This window comes from Mucilaginibacter rivuli (genome assembly GCF_019391655.1).
In the GTDB taxonomy this organism is placed as follows: Bacteria; Bacteroidota; Bacteroidia; order Sphingobacteriales; family Sphingobacteriaceae; genus Mucilaginibacter; species Mucilaginibacter rivuli.
The window spans coordinates 121,771-139,804 of the sequence record NZ_JAHXPQ010000004.1; the positions used below are offsets into that span (position 1 = coordinate 121,771).

18 protein-coding genes are annotated in these 18,034 nt (G+C 40.1%); all 18 read left to right on the plus strand.

The window, feature by feature from the left end; all coding sequences use genetic code 11:
- The first annotated feature begins 6 nt into the window (after positions 1-6).
- Positions 7-1,263 carry a hypothetical protein gene (locus KXQ82_RS10410; protein WP_219488237.1) on the plus strand — a complete coding sequence of 419 codons (1,257 nt, stop codon included), beginning with the start codon at positions 7-9 and terminating at the stop codon, positions 1,261-1,263.
- Entirely contained in the window at positions 1,245-1,610 is a 366-nt protein-coding gene (locus tag KXQ82_RS10415) for a hypothetical protein (RefSeq protein ID WP_219488238.1), read from the plus strand. The genes KXQ82_RS10410 and KXQ82_RS10415 overlap by 19 nt, the downstream gene beginning before the upstream one ends.
- Positions 1,597-2,121 (plus strand): PulJ/GspJ family protein, encoded by a 525-nt coding sequence (locus KXQ82_RS10420; RefSeq protein ID WP_219488240.1) that lies wholly within the window; start codon positions 1,597-1,599, stop codon positions 2,119-2,121. Before KXQ82_RS10415 ends, KXQ82_RS10420 begins: the two co-directional genes overlap by 14 nt.
- Entirely contained in the window at positions 2,108-3,253 is a 1,146-nt protein-coding gene (locus KXQ82_RS10425) for a type II secretion system F family protein (protein ID WP_219488242.1), read from the plus strand. Before KXQ82_RS10420 ends, KXQ82_RS10425 begins: the two co-directional genes overlap by 14 nt.
- A 145-nt stretch (positions 3,254-3,398) precedes the next feature.
- Positions 3,399-4,226 (plus strand): hypothetical protein, encoded by an 828-nt coding sequence (locus KXQ82_RS10430; RefSeq protein WP_219488243.1) that lies wholly within the window; start codon positions 3,399-3,401, stop codon positions 4,224-4,226.
- Positions 4,227-4,362: 136 nt separating this feature from the next.
- Positions 4,363-4,788: a type IV pilin protein gene (locus tag KXQ82_RS10435; protein WP_219488245.1), complete on the plus strand. Its 426-nt coding sequence runs from the start codon at positions 4,363-4,365 to the stop codon at positions 4,786-4,788.
- 149 nt (positions 4,789-4,937) lie between these two features.
- Positions 4,938-5,297: a hypothetical protein gene (locus KXQ82_RS10440; protein ID WP_219488247.1), complete on the plus strand. Its 360-nt coding sequence runs from the start codon at positions 4,938-4,940 to the stop codon at positions 5,295-5,297.
- Positions 5,285-6,739: a GspE/PulE family protein gene (locus KXQ82_RS10445; RefSeq protein ID WP_255563600.1), complete on the plus strand. Its 1,455-nt coding sequence runs from the start codon at positions 5,285-5,287 to the stop codon at positions 6,737-6,739. The genes KXQ82_RS10440 and KXQ82_RS10445 overlap by 13 nt, the downstream gene beginning before the upstream one ends.
- Before the next feature lie 6 nt (positions 6,740-6,745).
- Complete coding sequence (locus KXQ82_RS10450; protein ID WP_219488248.1) at positions 6,746-8,674, plus strand: type II secretion system protein GspD; 1,929 nt, start codon at positions 6,746-6,748, stop codon at positions 8,672-8,674.
- Positions 8,675-8,682: 8 nt separating this feature from the next.
- Complete coding sequence (locus tag KXQ82_RS10455; RefSeq protein ID WP_219488249.1) at positions 8,683-9,894, plus strand: hypothetical protein; 1,212 nt, start codon at positions 8,683-8,685, stop codon at positions 9,892-9,894.
- A gap of 2 nt (positions 9,895-9,896) precedes the next feature.
- The gene (locus KXQ82_RS10460) at positions 9,897-10,421 is read left to right on the plus strand and encodes a hypothetical protein (protein ID WP_219488251.1); all 525 of its coding nucleotides are present in this window, start codon (positions 9,897-9,899) and stop codon (positions 10,419-10,421) included.
- 503 nt (positions 10,422-10,924) lie between these two features.
- Positions 10,925-11,476, plus strand: coding sequence for an IS110 family transposase (locus KXQ82_RS10465; protein ID WP_219488253.1), 552 nt, complete (start codon positions 10,925-10,927; stop codon positions 11,474-11,476).
- Positions 11,477-11,553: 77 nt separating this feature from the next.
- Positions 11,554-11,946: a transposase gene (locus tag KXQ82_RS10470; protein WP_219488255.1), complete on the plus strand. Its 393-nt coding sequence runs from the start codon at positions 11,554-11,556 to the stop codon at positions 11,944-11,946.
- Positions 11,947-12,371: 425 nt separating this feature from the next.
- Complete coding sequence (locus KXQ82_RS10475) at positions 12,372-13,553, plus strand: hypothetical protein (RefSeq protein ID WP_219488257.1); 1,182 nt, start codon at positions 12,372-12,374, stop codon at positions 13,551-13,553.
- 41 nt (positions 13,554-13,594) lie between these two features.
- Positions 13,595-13,843, plus strand: coding sequence for a hypothetical protein (locus KXQ82_RS10480; protein WP_219488258.1), 249 nt, complete (start codon positions 13,595-13,597; stop codon positions 13,841-13,843).
- A 131-nt stretch (positions 13,844-13,974) separates the two neighbouring features.
- Positions 13,975-14,661, plus strand: coding sequence for a hypothetical protein (locus KXQ82_RS10485; RefSeq protein WP_219488260.1), 687 nt, complete (start codon positions 13,975-13,977; stop codon positions 14,659-14,661).
- 84 nt (positions 14,662-14,745) lie between these two features.
- Entirely contained in the window at positions 14,746-17,613 is a 2,868-nt protein-coding gene (locus KXQ82_RS10490; RefSeq protein WP_219488262.1) for a hypothetical protein, read from the plus strand.
- On the plus strand, positions 17,610-18,002 hold the full coding sequence (locus tag KXQ82_RS10495) for a hypothetical protein (protein WP_219488264.1): 393 nt from the start codon (positions 17,610-17,612) through the stop codon (positions 18,000-18,002). The genes KXQ82_RS10490 and KXQ82_RS10495 overlap by 4 nt, the downstream gene beginning before the upstream one ends.
- Positions 18,003-18,034 lie beyond the last annotated feature (32 nt).

Sequence of the window (18,034 nt, forward strand, 5' to 3'; positions counted from 1 at the left end):
AGGTTTATGGTTAAAGCATCAGCGCTATATATCGTCATCGTGATTGCCCTGATGATCGGGGTAATCTGTTCCGCGCTAATATTTACCGCCTATTACTACAAATTGCAATACCAGCGAAAGTTTAGGTATGACCGGCTGCAAACTAATCTAAACTCCGCAACCCATATCCTGCTGGGAAGCGATGCTGCTATTTACAACAGTGAAAAAAAAATCGATTTGTATCAGGATCAGGAAGACTCGGTAAGCCTTAAAACGATTCCGTGGGGCATGTACACTATCGGCATTTGTAAATCTTTCAAACAAAATGATACACTATATAAAGCATTTTCCATTGCCAACACAATAGATTCAATGAAGTGGGCAGCACTGTATATCATCGATGAAGACCGGCCACTATCCGTTAGTGGAAATACACAAATAAGAGGCACCGCCTATGTTCCTAAAGCCGGAATTAAAGAGGCGTATGTAGATGGTAAAGCCTATCAGGGGGATAAACGTTTGGTGATAGGGCAAAAACGCAATAGTGAAAAAACATTACCTAAGTTTCAAATTGAAAAATTGGCCTATCTGAACCAGTTTAAAACACCCTTTACTGATACCGTCTTACCAAAAACAGACTCGCTAAATCTATCCTATTTCTCTCCTTGCAGAGTCTTTAATTTTAAGAGGAAAGTGATGGAGGTCTCCAATATTAAACTAAGCGGCAATGTTGTTTTATATTCGGACACGGCTATCACTATTGACAACACCTGCACATTAAAAAACGTTATTGTTTACGCTAAGTCTATACATATCAATGAAGGCTTTAACGGTACATGCCAGTTATTCGCGACAGATTCCATTACGGTAGATAAGAACTGCAACCTGAATTATCCTTCTTGCTTAGGAATATTGCGATATCAAAATGATAAACGCACCCAAGGCAAAATCACCGCAGGCGAAAACTGTACCATAACAGGCTCTATATTTACCTACGAAAAGGAAAAAAGCACTTTGCAAACTTTGATCGATATCGGTAAGGGCGTAAAAATATACGGACAGATCTATGCGCAGGGACTGGTAAGGTTTAACAAAGGAGGAGATATTAAAGGCAGTTTGTTTACCAACAGATTTCTTTATCAGTCAGCCTATACCACGTATGAGAATTACCTGATCAATACCAGTTTGGATACCAAAGGCTTATCCCGATACTATTTAAGCAGCCCTCTTTTTCCGGTCGCAGCAAAAAAACAAAAAGTTTTACAATGGCTGGAAGGAAACTGAAATTTAAGGCAAAGTTAAAGGCTTCCAGTATACTGGAGGTTGTGATCGCCATGGTGGTTATTGTAACGGTATTTACCATTGCGATGATGATATTTACCAATGTGCAAAGGTCGTCACTATCCGTTAAGAAAATCAAGGCCCAAAGAGTGTTACAGGATGCTTTGCTTGTTGCCGAAAAAATGTCGGATATTTCAAAGCAGTCGTTTGTGATTGACGATGTGCGGGTAGATGAAGAGATTAGCGAGTACAATAATGTAACTAACTTGCATTTAGTTACATTAATTGCGTACGATCAGAACCAAGAAAAAATAGCAGAAGTAAAGGAGGTGGTCAATGCCAACAAATAAACACCGCGTTAAAGCTTTTACCATTATGGAAGTCACTATATCCATGCTGATCGCGGCTATTGTTATCGGCATTACTTATACTTCGTATAACATCATCGGTAAATCATATCTTAGCTTTAAAACAAGAAACGACGACATCGCGGTTCTGAACAGAGTGGATGAATTACTTAAAAGGGATTTTGAACAAGCTAATATGATCGCTGATTCGGGTAATGGGTTATTGATCAATAAAGATAATATGACAGATGTGCATTATGAATTTAATCGTGGAACAATCATTAGAAAGTCGGGGGTAATTGATACTTTTAAAGTAAGTATGACTGATTTAAAAACTGCGTTTGAAGGTAACCTGAATAATAATCAAACTGAAGCAAACACAACCAGCGAATCGGCACGGATAGATGAATTGTCATTCACGATCAATTTTAAGGATTTGAACATCCCATGCCATTACCAAAAGATGTATAGCTCCTTGAACCTGATACAAAGAAATCCGGATGCCGTCAATTGATATTAGCAGGTACGAAAAAAAGAAGACTTCAAAAAAAATAGAAAAGTCTTCAAAGAGCAGTTTGGGCGAACTGTTAAATAAGGATATTTCATTTGGTAGTACCGAGTTGCCTGATAAAAAGAAAGAGTATCTGTACCTTGAACTAAGTTCTTTGTTAAAGGCAGGTATTGACCTGAAAAGTAGTTTTGAACTCATCACAGCCGACCAGCAAAAAGAGAAAGACAAAGAGTTATTTGCTGGTATTCAAAAGGCCGTGCTCGCAGGTTCTACATTTTCACAGGCTTTAAAGGATACACAAAAGTTTTCTTTATATGAAGTTTACAGTTTACAGATAGGTGAAGAAACGGGGAAGCTGATCGAAGTATTGAGCGATTTGGCCAAGTATTATCAAAGCAAGATCAAACAGAGGCGCAAGATCGTGGGCGCGTTAACCTACCCGATTATCGTATTATCCACTTCGCTGGGGGCAGTATTCTTTATGCTCAAATTTGTAGTACCAATGTTTGGCGATGTGTTCAAAAGATTTGGGGGAAAACTACCCTGGATCACGGAGAAGATCATTGGCATTTCGCAAGCTTTGCAGGATAATTTTGTAATAGGACTGTTGTTAATCTTGTCTGTTGCCGTATTTATATTTAGCTCTCGGAAGACAGAACAGTTCCGGAAAATATTCTCATTGTCAGTATTAAAAATACCCGTAATAGGGAACCTCGTACAAAAAATATACCTGGCACGCTTTTGCAATTCCATGCGCTTGTTGATCAATGCCAAGTTACCTTTGTTACGCGCCATCGCTTTGATCCGGCAAATGATCCGGTATTATCCTATAGATTCCTCATTAGCCACAATTGAATCGGATATAATGAATGGTAAATCATTGCATCAAAGTCTGCAGCAGTTTAGCGTCTACCCGGCTAAAATGGTTCAATTAGTTAAAGTCGGAGAGGAAACAAATCAGTTGGATTATTTCTTCGGTATCATATCAGAGCAGTATGTCGAAGAGGTTGAATACAAAACCACCACACTAAGCAGTGCGATGGAGCCGCTTATTATTATATTTTTGGGGTTAATAGTCGGCGTTATTTTAGTTTCGATGTATCTTCCATTGTTTCAAATGAGCAATAGTTTTTGATACCGAATAAAATTAAATTGGACATATTTTCAGAAAATATTGTTTCTTTGAATACTGCTGTTTCATAAAGGAAATAATTGTATATAAAAAATTCTCCTGTCACTGAAAGTTGGTATGGGAATGAAAAATATTTTATAAATCAATAATGAAAAAGATCATAATTATCATTTTGCTATGCGCTGTTACAGCAAGCTTGAAAGCTCAATACGGTACTGAGGTTATTGCTACCCCCTCCGCGCCGGTATATGTTTACTTAGGCAGTCTGCCTGTAACAAATGCGAACAACCTTCACAAGTTAAAGGTTGATATTTTGGGTGGGGCGTGGGAATCCTATGCAACAGGTGAAACCACTTTTTATATCTCTAATCGCAATAGCCTTAAAATAGACCAGGTGACTTTAGGAAGTACAAACGGGGGCAATTATACACTGCATGGTTATACTAATTCAACAGGTGGTATCGATTTTTATTTATTAACATACTACTACACCGCCATCGCTGTTAAATCGTGCATGGTTGGTGGTAATCCTACACAATTAATTACTAATACTACCTCAACAAGCGCGCCAACAGGTGTTACAGAAATTACTCCTTTAACCATCAACCCGGTATTGATTACGGATGATCAAGGTAATATTGGTATAAATACCAACATTCCCAATCAGGCTTATAAGTTGTCGGTTAACGGGTCAATCAGGTCAAAAGAAATTAAAGTTGAAACCGGATGGGCTGATTATGTATTTGATAAAGACTATAAGCTAAGGCCTTTAAAAAATGTGGCACAATATATTGATAAAAACAAACACCTGCCCGAAGTACCCTCGGCGGCGGAAGTAAGACAGAACGGGATTAATGTTGGCGAAACAGAAGCGCTATTATTAAAGAAAATTGAGGAATTGACGTTGTACCTGATCGAGCAACAAAAGATCAATCAATCACTTCAACGGCAAATCAACGAGCTAAAGAAAAACTAATCCAAAGTATGTATTTCTTTGGGTTGATTTTGTAAAAATCTCTGATTGAAAAATTTAGCAAACATATCTGGCTTTAACAATAAAATTTGCTCAGTTTCATATAAAAATGTAGTTTAGGCATATTATTATTACCTGAATGAACCCAATACGCCCCATTTTAAAAAAGCGCTTCAAGGCCTATACATTAACCGAAATATTAGTAGTTTTAGTTATTATTGGTATATTGGTTTTATTGGTATTACCTAACCTATTGCCTCTTATTACAAAAGCTAAAACTACCGAGGCTAAAGTACAATTAGAACATATCCATACATTGGAGAAAAACTATTACTACGAGCACTCCAAATACTCAACGGACCTAAAAGAATTGGGTTATATTCAAGAGAAACTCAGCACCGATGGTAAGGATGGCCGTGCCAACTACCGAATTGAAATCACCAATGCAACCAATACCAGTTTTACGGCAAGAGCGGTATCTGTGGTGGATTTTAACGGCAATGGCACGTTTAACGTGTGGGAAGTCGATCAGGATAAAAATATCCACGAAGTAACGCCTGATTGATGGTGTGGGTTATCCGCCTGTGCATATTATTGATGTTAGTAGCAATTGCTTTACAGGACTTTAAGAGCCGGTCGGTTTATTGGTTTTGGTTCCCGTTATTGACGGTGTTTTTAGTTGCTGACTTAAAGCTAGCCAATCATCAAAGCTTCATGCAGACTGGTGAAATCACGTTAATGAATGCCGGTTTCCTTATACTGCAATTATTGCTGGTATCGGTTTATTTTTCGGTAAAAAACAAGCGATGGATAAACATCACCAATGAACTGTTAGGCTGGGGCGATATCTTACTGTTACTGAGCATTACCTGCTATTTTTCTATCTTGAATTATATTTTTTTCTATGTGTTTAGCCTAATCGCAGTGGTTTGTATTATCATTATACGGGCATTGATTAACAGGAGATACGAGCAAATACCTCTCGCAGGCTTACAAGCCTGTATTTTATGTGTATGTTTGGGAGTAAGTTGGTACTATAAAATAAATATTGCCAATGATGAATGGATACAATAATTGATACATTGATGGAGCAGAAGGAAGAAATTACTTTATCAACGGACAATATCCATCTTTTAACCAAAGATCAGGCTTGGCATTATCGTATCCTGCCCAAGCATAAAACGGCAGATACATTCTTTTTGTATTGTGAAGATGGCGCTGATGAAAATAGCCTGACTGACGAACTGGAGATATTATTGGATGTAACTGTAAGGTTGGAGGCCATCTCTCCAACGCAGATTGCGAGGCTCCTATCCAAATACTACATCAAGGATAACGCGGCCCAAAGCGCTGTTCATTTGCAAATGCATAATGCCGATGATTTCCTGCACAACCTCATCAGCGAAGCAAAGAACTTGAAGAGCAGCGATATCCACATCGAAAGCTATGAGAACAAGTGCAGGGTACGTATCCGCATAGACGGCATGATGGTGGAGCGGTATCTGTTGAAGCGGGAAGAATATCCCGCGCTGATAAATAAGATCAAGATCCTCTCTAATCTCGACATTTCCGAGAAGCGTCTGCCGCAGGATGGCCGGATCAATTTCAAACATAAGGAACAGCAGTTTGATATCCGTGTATCGATATTGCCAACCTTGTTTGGTGAAAAAATTGTACTGCGTTTGCTGAACAATGATGCAACCAATATTGATCTGAACAGCCTGGGTTTTTCTGCATTCGACCTGGATAATTACATACAGGGTGTAAAAAGGCCCAACGGCATATTGCTCATCAGTGGCCCTACCGGTTCCGGAAAGACCACTACCCTTTACGGTACGCTTAAATTCCTCAATAAAGAAACCCGCAACATCCTGACCGTAGAAGATCCGGTAGAATACACGCTGGAAGGTGTAAACCAGGTTCAACTCAAGGAATCCATTGGCCTTGGTTTCGCGGAAGCACTGCGGACATTTTTAAGACAGGATCCCGACGTTATTATGGTAGGTGAGATACGCGATACCGATACCGCAAATATGGCAATCAGGGCCGCACTAACAGGCCACCTGGTGCTATCAACCATTCACACCAACTCCGCTTGGGGAACGGTATCAAGATTGATAGATATGGGCATACCATCTTTTTTAGTCGCCAACACGCTCAATACAACCGTTGCCCAACGCCTGATTCGTTTATTGTGCCCCCACTGTAAGCAAGAACAGGAATTTAAAAAGGATTTGTATCCTAAGCAATTCAAACCCTACAGCGAAGTACTGCACCATCACACCCCTAACGGTTGCGAACAATGCTATTACACGGGTTATAAAGGGCGTAAAGCGGTATATGAGGTTATTCCTATAGATCAGGATTTAGCATTGGAAATTAAGAACGGGAATATGTATATTCAGGACCTTTTAAAGGAGCGCGGAATACATACTTTAGCGGAAAATGCTTTTGACTTGTTCAGCCAGGGTTTAACGAGCCTGGAGGAAATTTATCCGCTATTATTTAATTATTGATATTCGATGCAGAAATTGTTTACTTATGTTATTGGGGTATTGCTGGTATGTGGCGCAGTGAGCGTAAAAGCACAAAAACAGGATCGTATACAGGCCATTCAGGATAAACTCGAACAATTCTCGGCCACCTTACCGCAGCTTCATGACAAGGTACAGCTTTCGGTAAACGGGGTGAGCATACAGGACTTTCTAAGCGCATTGTCCAAGTCAAGCAATCTGAGTATCAGCGTTGACCCGAAGTTGAATATCAGGATCGCGGACAATTTCAATAACGTGACCGCGCAAAATGTCCTGGTATTTCTGGCTAAAACCTATAACTTGGACATCTCCTTTATCGGTACAATTATTAGTGTTGATCCCTATGTTGATCCCGCCCAAAGCATCATTGTCCCTAAGGAAATAAAAGTTAAGTACAACGCGCCTGATAATACGCTATCAGTAGAGCTAAATAACGACAGCCTGTTTTCTGTAACGAGAAAAATCACCCAGTTATCAGGTAAAAACATACTGGTGGCGCCCGCACTGATGGGTAAAAAAGTGACTGTTTTTATCGCAGCCGCGCCGTTCGATAATGCTTTGGAAAAGATCGCCTTCGCTAATGAGATCAAGCTGGTGAAAACCAATGATAACTTCTACCTGTTCCAGGCACTGGGTGACGGGGAGGAAAACTATGTGACCGGGGATAAAAACATCGCCGTAAGAAAAAACTTCAAACCCATAACTTCGACGGGCGGTGGCAATTTGGGCTTGTTCGTAAAAACCAATGCCAGCGGACAGAAGGTGATATCATGTGATGCGACAAACGCTTCGATATTGGACCTGGTTAAAACAGCCTCACAGGAGTTGGGCAAAAACTACTTCCTGTATTCGGACATCAAGGGAACCATATCGATGCATATTACCGATGTGCCCTATGATGCCTTCATGACCGCTATATTCCAGGGAACGGATTATACCTATAGAACTGAAAATGGTATTTACATGATTGGTGACAGGAAGCTGGAGGGGTTAAGAAACAATAAAGTAGTTGTATTGCAAAATCGATCTATTGATACAGTGCAGGCTATGATTCCCGTTGAATGGAAAAAGGGTGTGGAGATAAAAGAATTTCGCGAACAAAACACATTATTACTTTCCGGGTCCGGACCACAGATAGCTGAATTAGAAAACTACATTAAACAACTCGATCAATTAGTCCCAATGGTAATGATCGAAGTAACTATGGTCGATATCAATAAAAGCAAAACGGTTACTACTGGTATTAAGGCGGGAATTGCCGATAGTGTTAAAACAGGGGGAAGCGTATTGCCGGGCATCAATTACACAATGGGCTCTGGTGCCATTAATGATTTTCTAAATCAATTGGGTGGCGTTACGCATTTAAATTTGGGTCACGTTGCTCCAAACTTTTATGCCACTATCAACGCCCTTGAATCTCATGATGATATCGAAGTGCATTCGGTACCTAAACTAACAACACTGAACGGGCATACCGCTTCATTAAGTATCGGTTCTACCCGCTATTACCTTGTCCAGACACAGAATGTTTTACCATCAATTACTACTCCTACCAGTATTTTTACGCAACAGTACAATAAGATAGAAGCCAATATGGTGATCAATATCAAGCCAGTTGTATCAGGAGACGATCAGGTTACCTTAGGCATTAAGATAGATATTACTGACTTTATTGGAACGCCTCCGGCTAACGCTCCTGCGCCTACGTCAAACAGTAAGTACGAATCAATTATCAGGGCTCACGATGGTGATATGCTGGTATTAGGAGGAATAGAACGGACGGAAGAAGGCACCAGTTCTTCAGGTATACCTTTGCTGTCCCGCATACCGATCATTAAATGGCTTTTTAGCAGCAGGAGCAAGACGAATGCTAAGATCGTTACGCTGGTTTTTATTAAACCTACGATCATACATTAGCAATAGTTATGATGAACAGGCTTACCGCTTTCAGTAATACCATTGGCGTAGGCCTAGTGATAGCATCGGATGGCTCCATGTCGCTTAGCCTATGCCAGGTGTCACGAAGTAACAGCTCGCTCACTTTAGAGAAGAAGATCGCAGGATTAAATGAAATAAATGACCTCATAAAGCATATCCCTTCAAAAAGTGTCATCTCATTAAATATTACGGGGAAAGGGGTACTATATAAGCAGATTGAAAAAATAGATCCGGTAACGCCATCAAACTTTGGTCAAATACTGCCTAATGCTAATTTTGAAGATTTTTACATACAGAACTTCGTGTCGGGTGAGTACTCTTTTATTGCAGTCATGCGAAAAGCGGAAGCGGATAAATTACTTGACCAATTCCGGGATGTAGGACTTACGCCTGTAATGCTAAGCCTGGGGCCTTTTATTGTCAATCATGTCCTACCGCAACTAAATTTGTATGCAAATGAAGTGGCGTTTGACGGGCACATCATCGTGCAGGATGGGCAAAAGCAATGGAGCAAATACACTTATGGCACTGCTTACACCTCATCTTTTCCATTAAAAATTGAAAATGAGCCAATTGATGAGCTATTGGTTTTGGCCTACGCGTCCGCTTTTCAGCTGATGATGGCCGAGCAATTGGATGTCATTTCCCCCGATATTGAAACCGTAAACCATGGATATAATAATGCCGTTTCTGTTAAGAGGGTAAAATCCTATGGTGCAGTAATCTTGGTTGGTCTTTTCATTTTGTTGCTCGCTAACTTTATCCTCTTTTCTTACTATCAATCCGAAAATACAGGTTTAGCGTACCAGGTTAGTCGCTCGTCACAAAATGTCAGCCAGATAAAGGATGCTGCAGACAGGATAAAAGGCAAAGAGCAGCAATTACAATATCTGGGATGGGACGGGGGGATAAGCAAAGCGCAGCTAACAGACCAGTTGGCTGCCGAAATGCCCGCAGATATCACCTGGAAACAGGTGGAGATCAACCCTATTGATGTTAATTCTAGCCGTACTCAAAGGACGTTGATATTTAAAGACAGGCAGATAACGATTACGGGCGTTTCGCAGAAGATCCTTCCTGTCAATGAGTGGATGGCCAGAATAAAATCAAAGCGTTGGGTGAAAGGAGTGCAGTTACAAAACTACAGTTTCAACAATGAGTTGAATACCGGCCAATTTATCGTTAATATAACTTATTAAAGATGGAAAGATTGGCAAAGCTCAAAAAAGAATACTTGCTCATTGCAGGCACGGTAATCTTACTGTATATCAGTTATCAGTTAGCTTTCAAAAAAACTGTTGATGCGATGCAAGCTCATAACGATCTCACGTTATCAATAGCATCAGCATCCGATTTGTCGTACCAGCCAGGCTATTTGGAGAGAAAAACTAAGAACCTTGATGCGATCATAAATAAGTACAAAATGGATTCCTTATCGCTTAGGGGTAACACCCTCGCTTTGATCTCACAGATAGCGGATAAGGAGCATGTGAAGCTGTCAGAGGTGCCTGATCAAGATCTTCTATATCGCAACGAGCATTTTATCATTCAACGATTGGATTTTGAGGGAGATTATTTCGATTTGACGAGGATGTTGCGCACATTTGAGGTGACAGTTGGTATAGGAATCCCGAGAACGGTAACTTGGAAAACCGCAGATAAAGTGTCCGGAACGCAAAAGAAAAAAAGTTTGACCTTACAGGTATGTTTCGAGATAAAAAAATAATGCATATAAAAACTTATTCCACAATACTTGATAAGTTATACCCAACTATCTAAAATCTATTTTGTTATTCATTTAAGTTTTCTTTAAACTGGGTTTTCGGTATTTATAAAATACTTAATTGGAATAAGCAGTCAGGGCGAATTATTACTATTATAAGATTTTCATGTCTGTTGGTCGTGCTAATCCCTGGTTGCTTTATACTAAGCAGCAGAGCGTATTAAGTATTGGACAAGGTAAAGACCTAATTGTTGTGCTAATCTCTTGCTGTTTATTTAATTACAAAATGTAGTTTAAAGAGTTATGTGTATTGTGATGATGTAGGTGGAAAAACTTTAAGACAAGAAAGCAATCAAGGCGAATTATTATTATAAGATTTTTATATCTATTGATCGAGTTAATACCTTGTTGCCCTATTTAAACAGCGGGGCGCATTAGCAAGGTTACCAGAAAAAACCTTTCTACAGTACTAATCCCCGCTGTTTATCCTTAAAATTTGACGAGTAATGGAACATGAAAAAACTAAAAAATATGTCTATTTCATAGGTATAGATGTGTCAAAAGATGAATTGGATTTTGCAGTGAGAAGAGGGAGAGAATTGGAGTTTCATAAAGAAATAAAAAACCAGGTTAGCGAAATAAATTTATTTATTCACGACCTAAAGAAACTCCCCAATTTTACATTGGCAAAATCAATATTTTGCATGGAGCAGACAGGTATCTATTGCAATCACCTTATTAGTTGCCTTAAAAAAGTAAAGGCTAATATCGTATGCACTGCTTCCGAACACATTCGTCAGTCCATCGGCAAAGTACGAGGAAAGAATGATAAAATTGATGCTATACGAATTTCAGAATATGCCTACACGCAAAGGGACATCTTGCGCTTCTTTACTCCAAAGCGGCCCGTTATAGAACAACTGAGATCGTTAAACACCTTAAGGAATCGTATGATAAGTTTACAGATGTCCCTGCGCATTCCCTTAAAAGAACAGGCAGGGTTTATTAGAAAGGGAATGTCAAAGCAAATATTGGTTTATGTAAACGTAGTTCCCTAGCAATTAAATTGGATATCACAGAGATTGAAGCAGCTATAACCAAACTTCTCAATTCGGATACCCGACTAAAACGATTGATGGAGATTATTACTTCGGTCAAAGCAATAGGTCCTATTACTGCACTAAATATTCTCATCTATACCAATGAGTTTAGGAACATTAACAACCCTAAAAAATTTGCATGTTATGCAGGTGTCGCTCCTTTCAAGGACGAATCTGGAAAGTCAAAGTCTAAGGGTAGGGTATCTCATTTTGCCAATAAAAAAATGAAGGCGCTTCTGCACCTCTGCGCCGCGACAGCAAAAAAATCAATCCCGGAGATAAGGGACTACTTTGAACGGAAAACGATCAATGAAGGGAAGAGTAAAATGTCGGTTCTCAATGCGATAAGATACAAATTGATTTTGAGGGTTTTTGCCTGTGTAAATCAGGATAGATGTTATGAAAATAATTATGTAAGACCTGTTTAATTTGATCCGTTGCTTTATTTTATTATGAATTATTCTTTTTTTATATACATTATGTATCATCTTGTATATTTTTTACCTGTAATTTCTAAAAGCCTTACACCCGCGCGGATGACTCCCTCAGGAGGAGCGGAATAAATGGGTAGCGCGGTGGATAGGCCGGTTTATGCCGTGGTTCGTTGCGGAGCTTTTGGGCTGGCATGGGCAAGCTGGGTATCTTGATGGATGTTCGTTTGTTTTTGATCCCCAGATAGGTGGTATTGTTAAATAATTATTACCATTAAAAGTAAATAGTAATAATATTCCACATCATTTTTTTGATATAAAAATAATCATACTTTAGCAGACATAAACGATAGGATCGTTTATGAATTGGCGACTATTTCCCCCATGTTGCCTTTGAAGAGTTCCTTACATAATTTGAAATAATGAAAAAAAACCTCCTCATTGTTGCGCTGTGCACAATGGTTAATTTTTTAAAAGCGCAAAATACCTATCCTTGGCCTTCAAGCGGCAATATTGGTATCGGAACGACAAGTCCCCAAAACACCCTGCACGTCAACGGAGGTATCACCAGCACCAATGGTAGCCCGATCTTCAGCGCAACGCCCTCTGTCAACCTCTATTATGACGCCACAAATGACAAGTCAGTACTATTCTCTATCCAACCCACCGTTTCCTGGAAACCCTTCCTTTTCGGTGCACAAACATTTTCATTCGTTAGTTTCGGCACGAACCAGGGCTTATTTCAGGATGCCAATGGTAATGTGGGTATCGGTACGGCAAATTTATTTGGAGGTAAATTACAGGTTTTAAGCAGTGCTGGATTATCTCCACTCTATTTGGCGGGAGAAACAAATGAAGGGGAGTTTTTAACAGCAACAAAAGCAAACGGTTCATATGCTACGCATTTTTATACTTCCGGAGGCAGTAGTGCGACTGACCAAGCATTAAGAGTTGGAAACGCAAGCGGAATAGATCTGTTTAATATTTTATATAATGGAAATTTCGGTATCGGTGCAAGTAATCCTCAATCACTTTTCCAGGTAGATGATGGTTGCACAAAAGCATCAATTGGAGATGCCAGTGGTCCGGGCTTAAATTATGGTACCAGTTATTTAGGGTTTAATGCAACTAGAAACAGTTCAAATATCTGGAATATCAGTAACGATAGTCAGCATAACGGTGCCGGCGTTATTTATAGCAATATAATGGGTGATATATACTTTGCCCCAATCACATCGACCGGTACTACCGATCAAACCTTATCTGATGCAGATATCAAAAGCAAAATTACATTTCGGGTAGCTGCTGATGGGATTACCTATGCTAAAAAAATCAAAGTTGAACTTACCGACTGGCCGGATTATGTGTTCCATCCAAAATATGTGCTGAAACCGCTTTCAGATGTTAAGACCTATATCGACCAAAATCACCACCTTCCCGATATGCCGTCGGCTGAAAAAATTGAGAAAGATGGATTAGATGTTGGTGAAATGAATAAATTACTTACCAAGAAAGTAGAAGAATTAACACTGTATTTGATTGAACAACAAAAGATCAATCAATCGCTTCAGCAACAAATTGATGCATTAAAACCCTCGAAATAAAATCCCCATACTCAAATTATATATAATCTTATATTAAAAATATGAAACAATTTTATCTTTTCCTTTTGTGCATTAACGTACTAAATTTAAATTCCACTGCTCAAACAAATATGCAAGCAGATGTCAACGATGTGCTAGTCAGCCACAATAAATTGGTCATCCAATCAGCGGGAGGTCAATCTTATTTCATAGGCCATCAACTAGGTGGAAGCTATTCGTATCCTGATGGAATATATAGGGCGATAACAGATCAGGCGAATGGGGATGCTAATATATTTTTGATGGTTTAAAGTACGATGGAATATCATCTTACCTTAGGACCTATTTTGTAAATGCAAATGGACAAGGATATTTTGCGGCTAGTGTTGGCATCGGTACAACATTACCTTCGTACAAACTCAATGTTTCACAAGACGTTTCGATGAATACGGATATTGATATTGCTCAATTTGGAATATCGGGAAGCAGCGATAACGCTAAACGATTAGTATTTGGATACGATGTAAATGGCCCAGGTTTTGGATATATTAAAGCAGGTTGGTATCAGCATCAATGGACCAATTTATCTTTGCAACCCAATGGTGGTAACGTAGGCATCGGTGTAACGAATCCTGGTACGAAATTCCAGGTCAACTCTGATAATAGCAACTCGTGGATAGCGGGCGTTTTCGGTGCCGGTACAGGTGACAAGGTTGTTATCGGCTTACTTAACGGAGTTGCTACTATCGGAAGCCATAATAACACATTGAATGCATGGTCTACATTAGCGCTTAATGCGGAAGGGGGCAATGTAGGTATCGGTACAGGTGACACACATGGTTACAAACTCGCAGTTAATGGCGATATCCATACGAAAAAAGTTGTTGTGGACTTGTTAAACTGGCCTGATTATGTTTTCCAACCTTCCTACAACTTGAAACCACTCTCAGAAATTAAAACCTATATCGATCAAAACCACCATTTACCCGACATGCCATCAGCGGAAAAAATTGAGAAAGATGGATTAGATTTGGGGGAGATGAATAAAGTCTTGATGAAAAAAGTTGAGGAATTAACGCTTTATATGATTGATCTTCAAAAACAAGTTGATCAATTGAAGAAGAAATAACAGCATATTAAATATCATTGCAGTATTGCTTAGCGCAATTGCCAACTAAAGTAAATTCGTTGCAATAGCGACACATTAATTTTCATGAAAAAAATATTAAAAAGAACGATAGTATTGATTCTGTTAAGCACTCCATATTACAGTTTTGCCCAAATGGAGTTGCCAAACCATATCCCTCCGTCGCCAACTGCCATGCAATTTCAACGGTATGGAGATTGCCCCACAAACACTTATACCGGTGTTCCGGATATTAAGGTACCAGTCTTTACCATTCATGATGGTGACATTACAGTACCTATTTACCTCAGTTATCATGCAGGAGGTTTTCGGCCCGATGATCAGGCAGGTATGGTTGGTTTAGGTTGGACGTTGAATACAGGCGGTATGGTTTCCAGGAACATTAATGGTGTTCCGGACGAATTAAACTGGCTGAATATTTTAAGTCCGAGTACCATTCCACGCGCGCCTTACTATGGTGCCACTCCATACGATCTCTTAAAAGATCTTACTGAAAACAAGCAGACGGAACACGAATTTGACATGTACAGTTATAATTTTCTTAATTACTCAGGTAAGTTTCTTGACCGGCGCGCCTACGAACATTTAACTGTACCTGACTTCGCAAATCAACACGCATATAAATTGACGGAAGATGGCTTACAGGTGTATTCAGGAGATAATGGCGGCGTTACAGCGATAGTCGATGCAAACGGCACGCGTTACGCATTCGGTTCTGCAGGGACTTTGGGAGCGACAGAAACCCAGGATTATAAATATAACCGCGTTGGTACGATAATAGAAAATTCAGCTCCATCCACATGGCATTTGGCTACAATCTCGTCTAACCAATCTTATGTATTATATGAATATCAGCCTGGTGAGGATTTCCATAGTTCTACGACCAATTACCAATACCGGGAGGATTACGAATTTCCTTTTGAGGGGGGAGAGCCTAGGTATGAGGATTATTATTGGGTGCAAAACCCATCCTGGGGAACGGATAACTTCAGTAATAATAATATCAATGTAAATTATCACACTTATGTGCCAAAAAAAATCAGCTATCCCGGTGGAACGCTTGAGTTTTTCCTAAATACAACGCTCCAACTGGACCATATTGAGATACGCAACATCAAGGGCGAACTTCTAAAAACCATATCCTTACAATATGGAATGTTTAACTGTGCTCCTTTTGCTAACAGAGCCAAATTAGCATCCGTGAATTTTAAAAACGCAGGAGGAGGTCAGGAGGAGCATTATAGTTTTAACTACAATGACGAAAATGGAATTTTATCTACTGGAGTAGATCAGTGGGGGTTTTGCAATGGAACACCAGGAACTGCATTGGTACGTATGAGAATAAATGGGATAACAAATATTTCCGGTGCTCCATACACCTACCATTACATTGGCGGGGATGCCGTGCTCACACCGAACGTTGATGCAACCAAGAAATGGGTGCTCAACAAAATCACCTACCCTACCGGGGGATATACAACCTATGACTATGAAGGTAACTGGTCAACCGGAAGTAATAAACCAGTGGGCGGCTTGCGGGTAAAAAATGTTGAGAGTTATACTTCATACGGTGTTCTGGCTCTTAAAAAAGAATATTCATATATAGCTGGCAGTTCGGAGGTGGACCAATGGATCAATAATCCTGACTTTTACCGCAGCGATATTAGCGAACTGGTAGATGGCCCACATATTGTAGTTAGCAAGCTGATTCTAAGTGAGCATGGGCCGGTGAGTATGTCGCCTAAGGGAGCACCCATTGGCTATTCACAAGTCACTGAAACTACCGGCAATATCAAAACCACCTATTTTTATGATGACGGTCCGGCTTACGTTTATCGATATCTCGATTACCCTGGTTTCAATATGGCCTATAACAAACTATACGCTGACGAATATAAGCCTTGGAATTATGGTTCACTTACGGCTAAACATATCGTCGGATTCGCCGATAATAACATATATCAAAAACAATTTGAACGCTGGGAAACTACTGATTATGAAACGATTGAAAAGAACCCGGTACATGATTTTTTAATTGAGCAAACAATTTTCGGACGGAAAATAAGCTCTCAGGGCTTTTCAGAGCAAGAGACATTTGAAATATACGGCTATGACTTATTCAGCTATGCCAACCGATGGTTTAGCCAGGGGGTAAAGCGGCCGATTACCCAATATAGCTTAACTGCCGGAGCCGATGGACAATCCGTGTCGAGAATGACGAATCTTGAATACAATAATCCCACCTACCCGATGCAGGTCAGTAAGCAAACCACTACCAACAGCAAAGGTGATTCTATCGCAACTAATCTAAAATACCCTTATGATTTTACAACGTCGCCATACACAGAAATGGCGGGTGCGAATAGGGTGGCTCCCGTTATTGAGCAGACCCAAACTAACACCACTTTGAGTAAGGAAATTAGCCATATGAAAAGCAATTACGGCTTTTTTCCTATTCCCGGAACCAGTGACCAAGCAATTCGGTTACAATCAATAGAAAGTTCAGCTGGAGGTAATGCCCTCGAAATCAGAGCAACAGTCAATCAATATGACGGACGCGGCCAGGTTCTACAGCAGACTGCGAAAGACGGACTCGTGACCAGCTTTCTGTATGGCTATCAAAACACGCAACTGATAGCTGTTATAAAAGGAGCAGATTACGCGAGCGTAATCGCCCAAGTCAACAAGACCGTGCTGGACGACCTGACTACAAGCGAGGCAAGCATACAGGCCCAGTTGAACAGCTTGCGAAACAGCCTTCCCGGTGCACAGGTGACAACATATACTTACCTTCCGGGAACGGGGGTATCCAGTTCAACAGACCCTAAGGGGCAAACCATCACCTATATTTATGATGATTACCAGCGACTGAAAATGATCAAAGATCAGGATGGAAAAATTTTAAAGGCCAACGATTATCACATAAAACCATGAGAAAAGCGATATTAATTTCATCCATCATCCTGCTGTTTGGTTTTAAAAGCAGCGCACAGCAGCAGCCGGACGGTTCACGAAAAAAGATGCCCCTATCTTACAAATATTATCAGCACATGTTACAAACAGATTCATCCACGGCTGCTAAGGTGCTGCAAATAATGGAAACATACCAGCAAGGGCTAAAGAACATCTACCTTGAAAATAATACGAATGGGCATTTACAAAACAAGCGCCATGATGAACTGGACAGCCTTCGCATTGCCAGCCTAAAAGTTATTTTAACGCCTGAACAACTGCGTCCTTTCAATATCAGGCCTTCAAACGTGGGTGCCGCCCGCCCTCAATTACCACGTTTGGGGAATGCACCAGTACCCGCAAACCCCTAACGTTAGATTAATAAATATCAAGATAATAACTA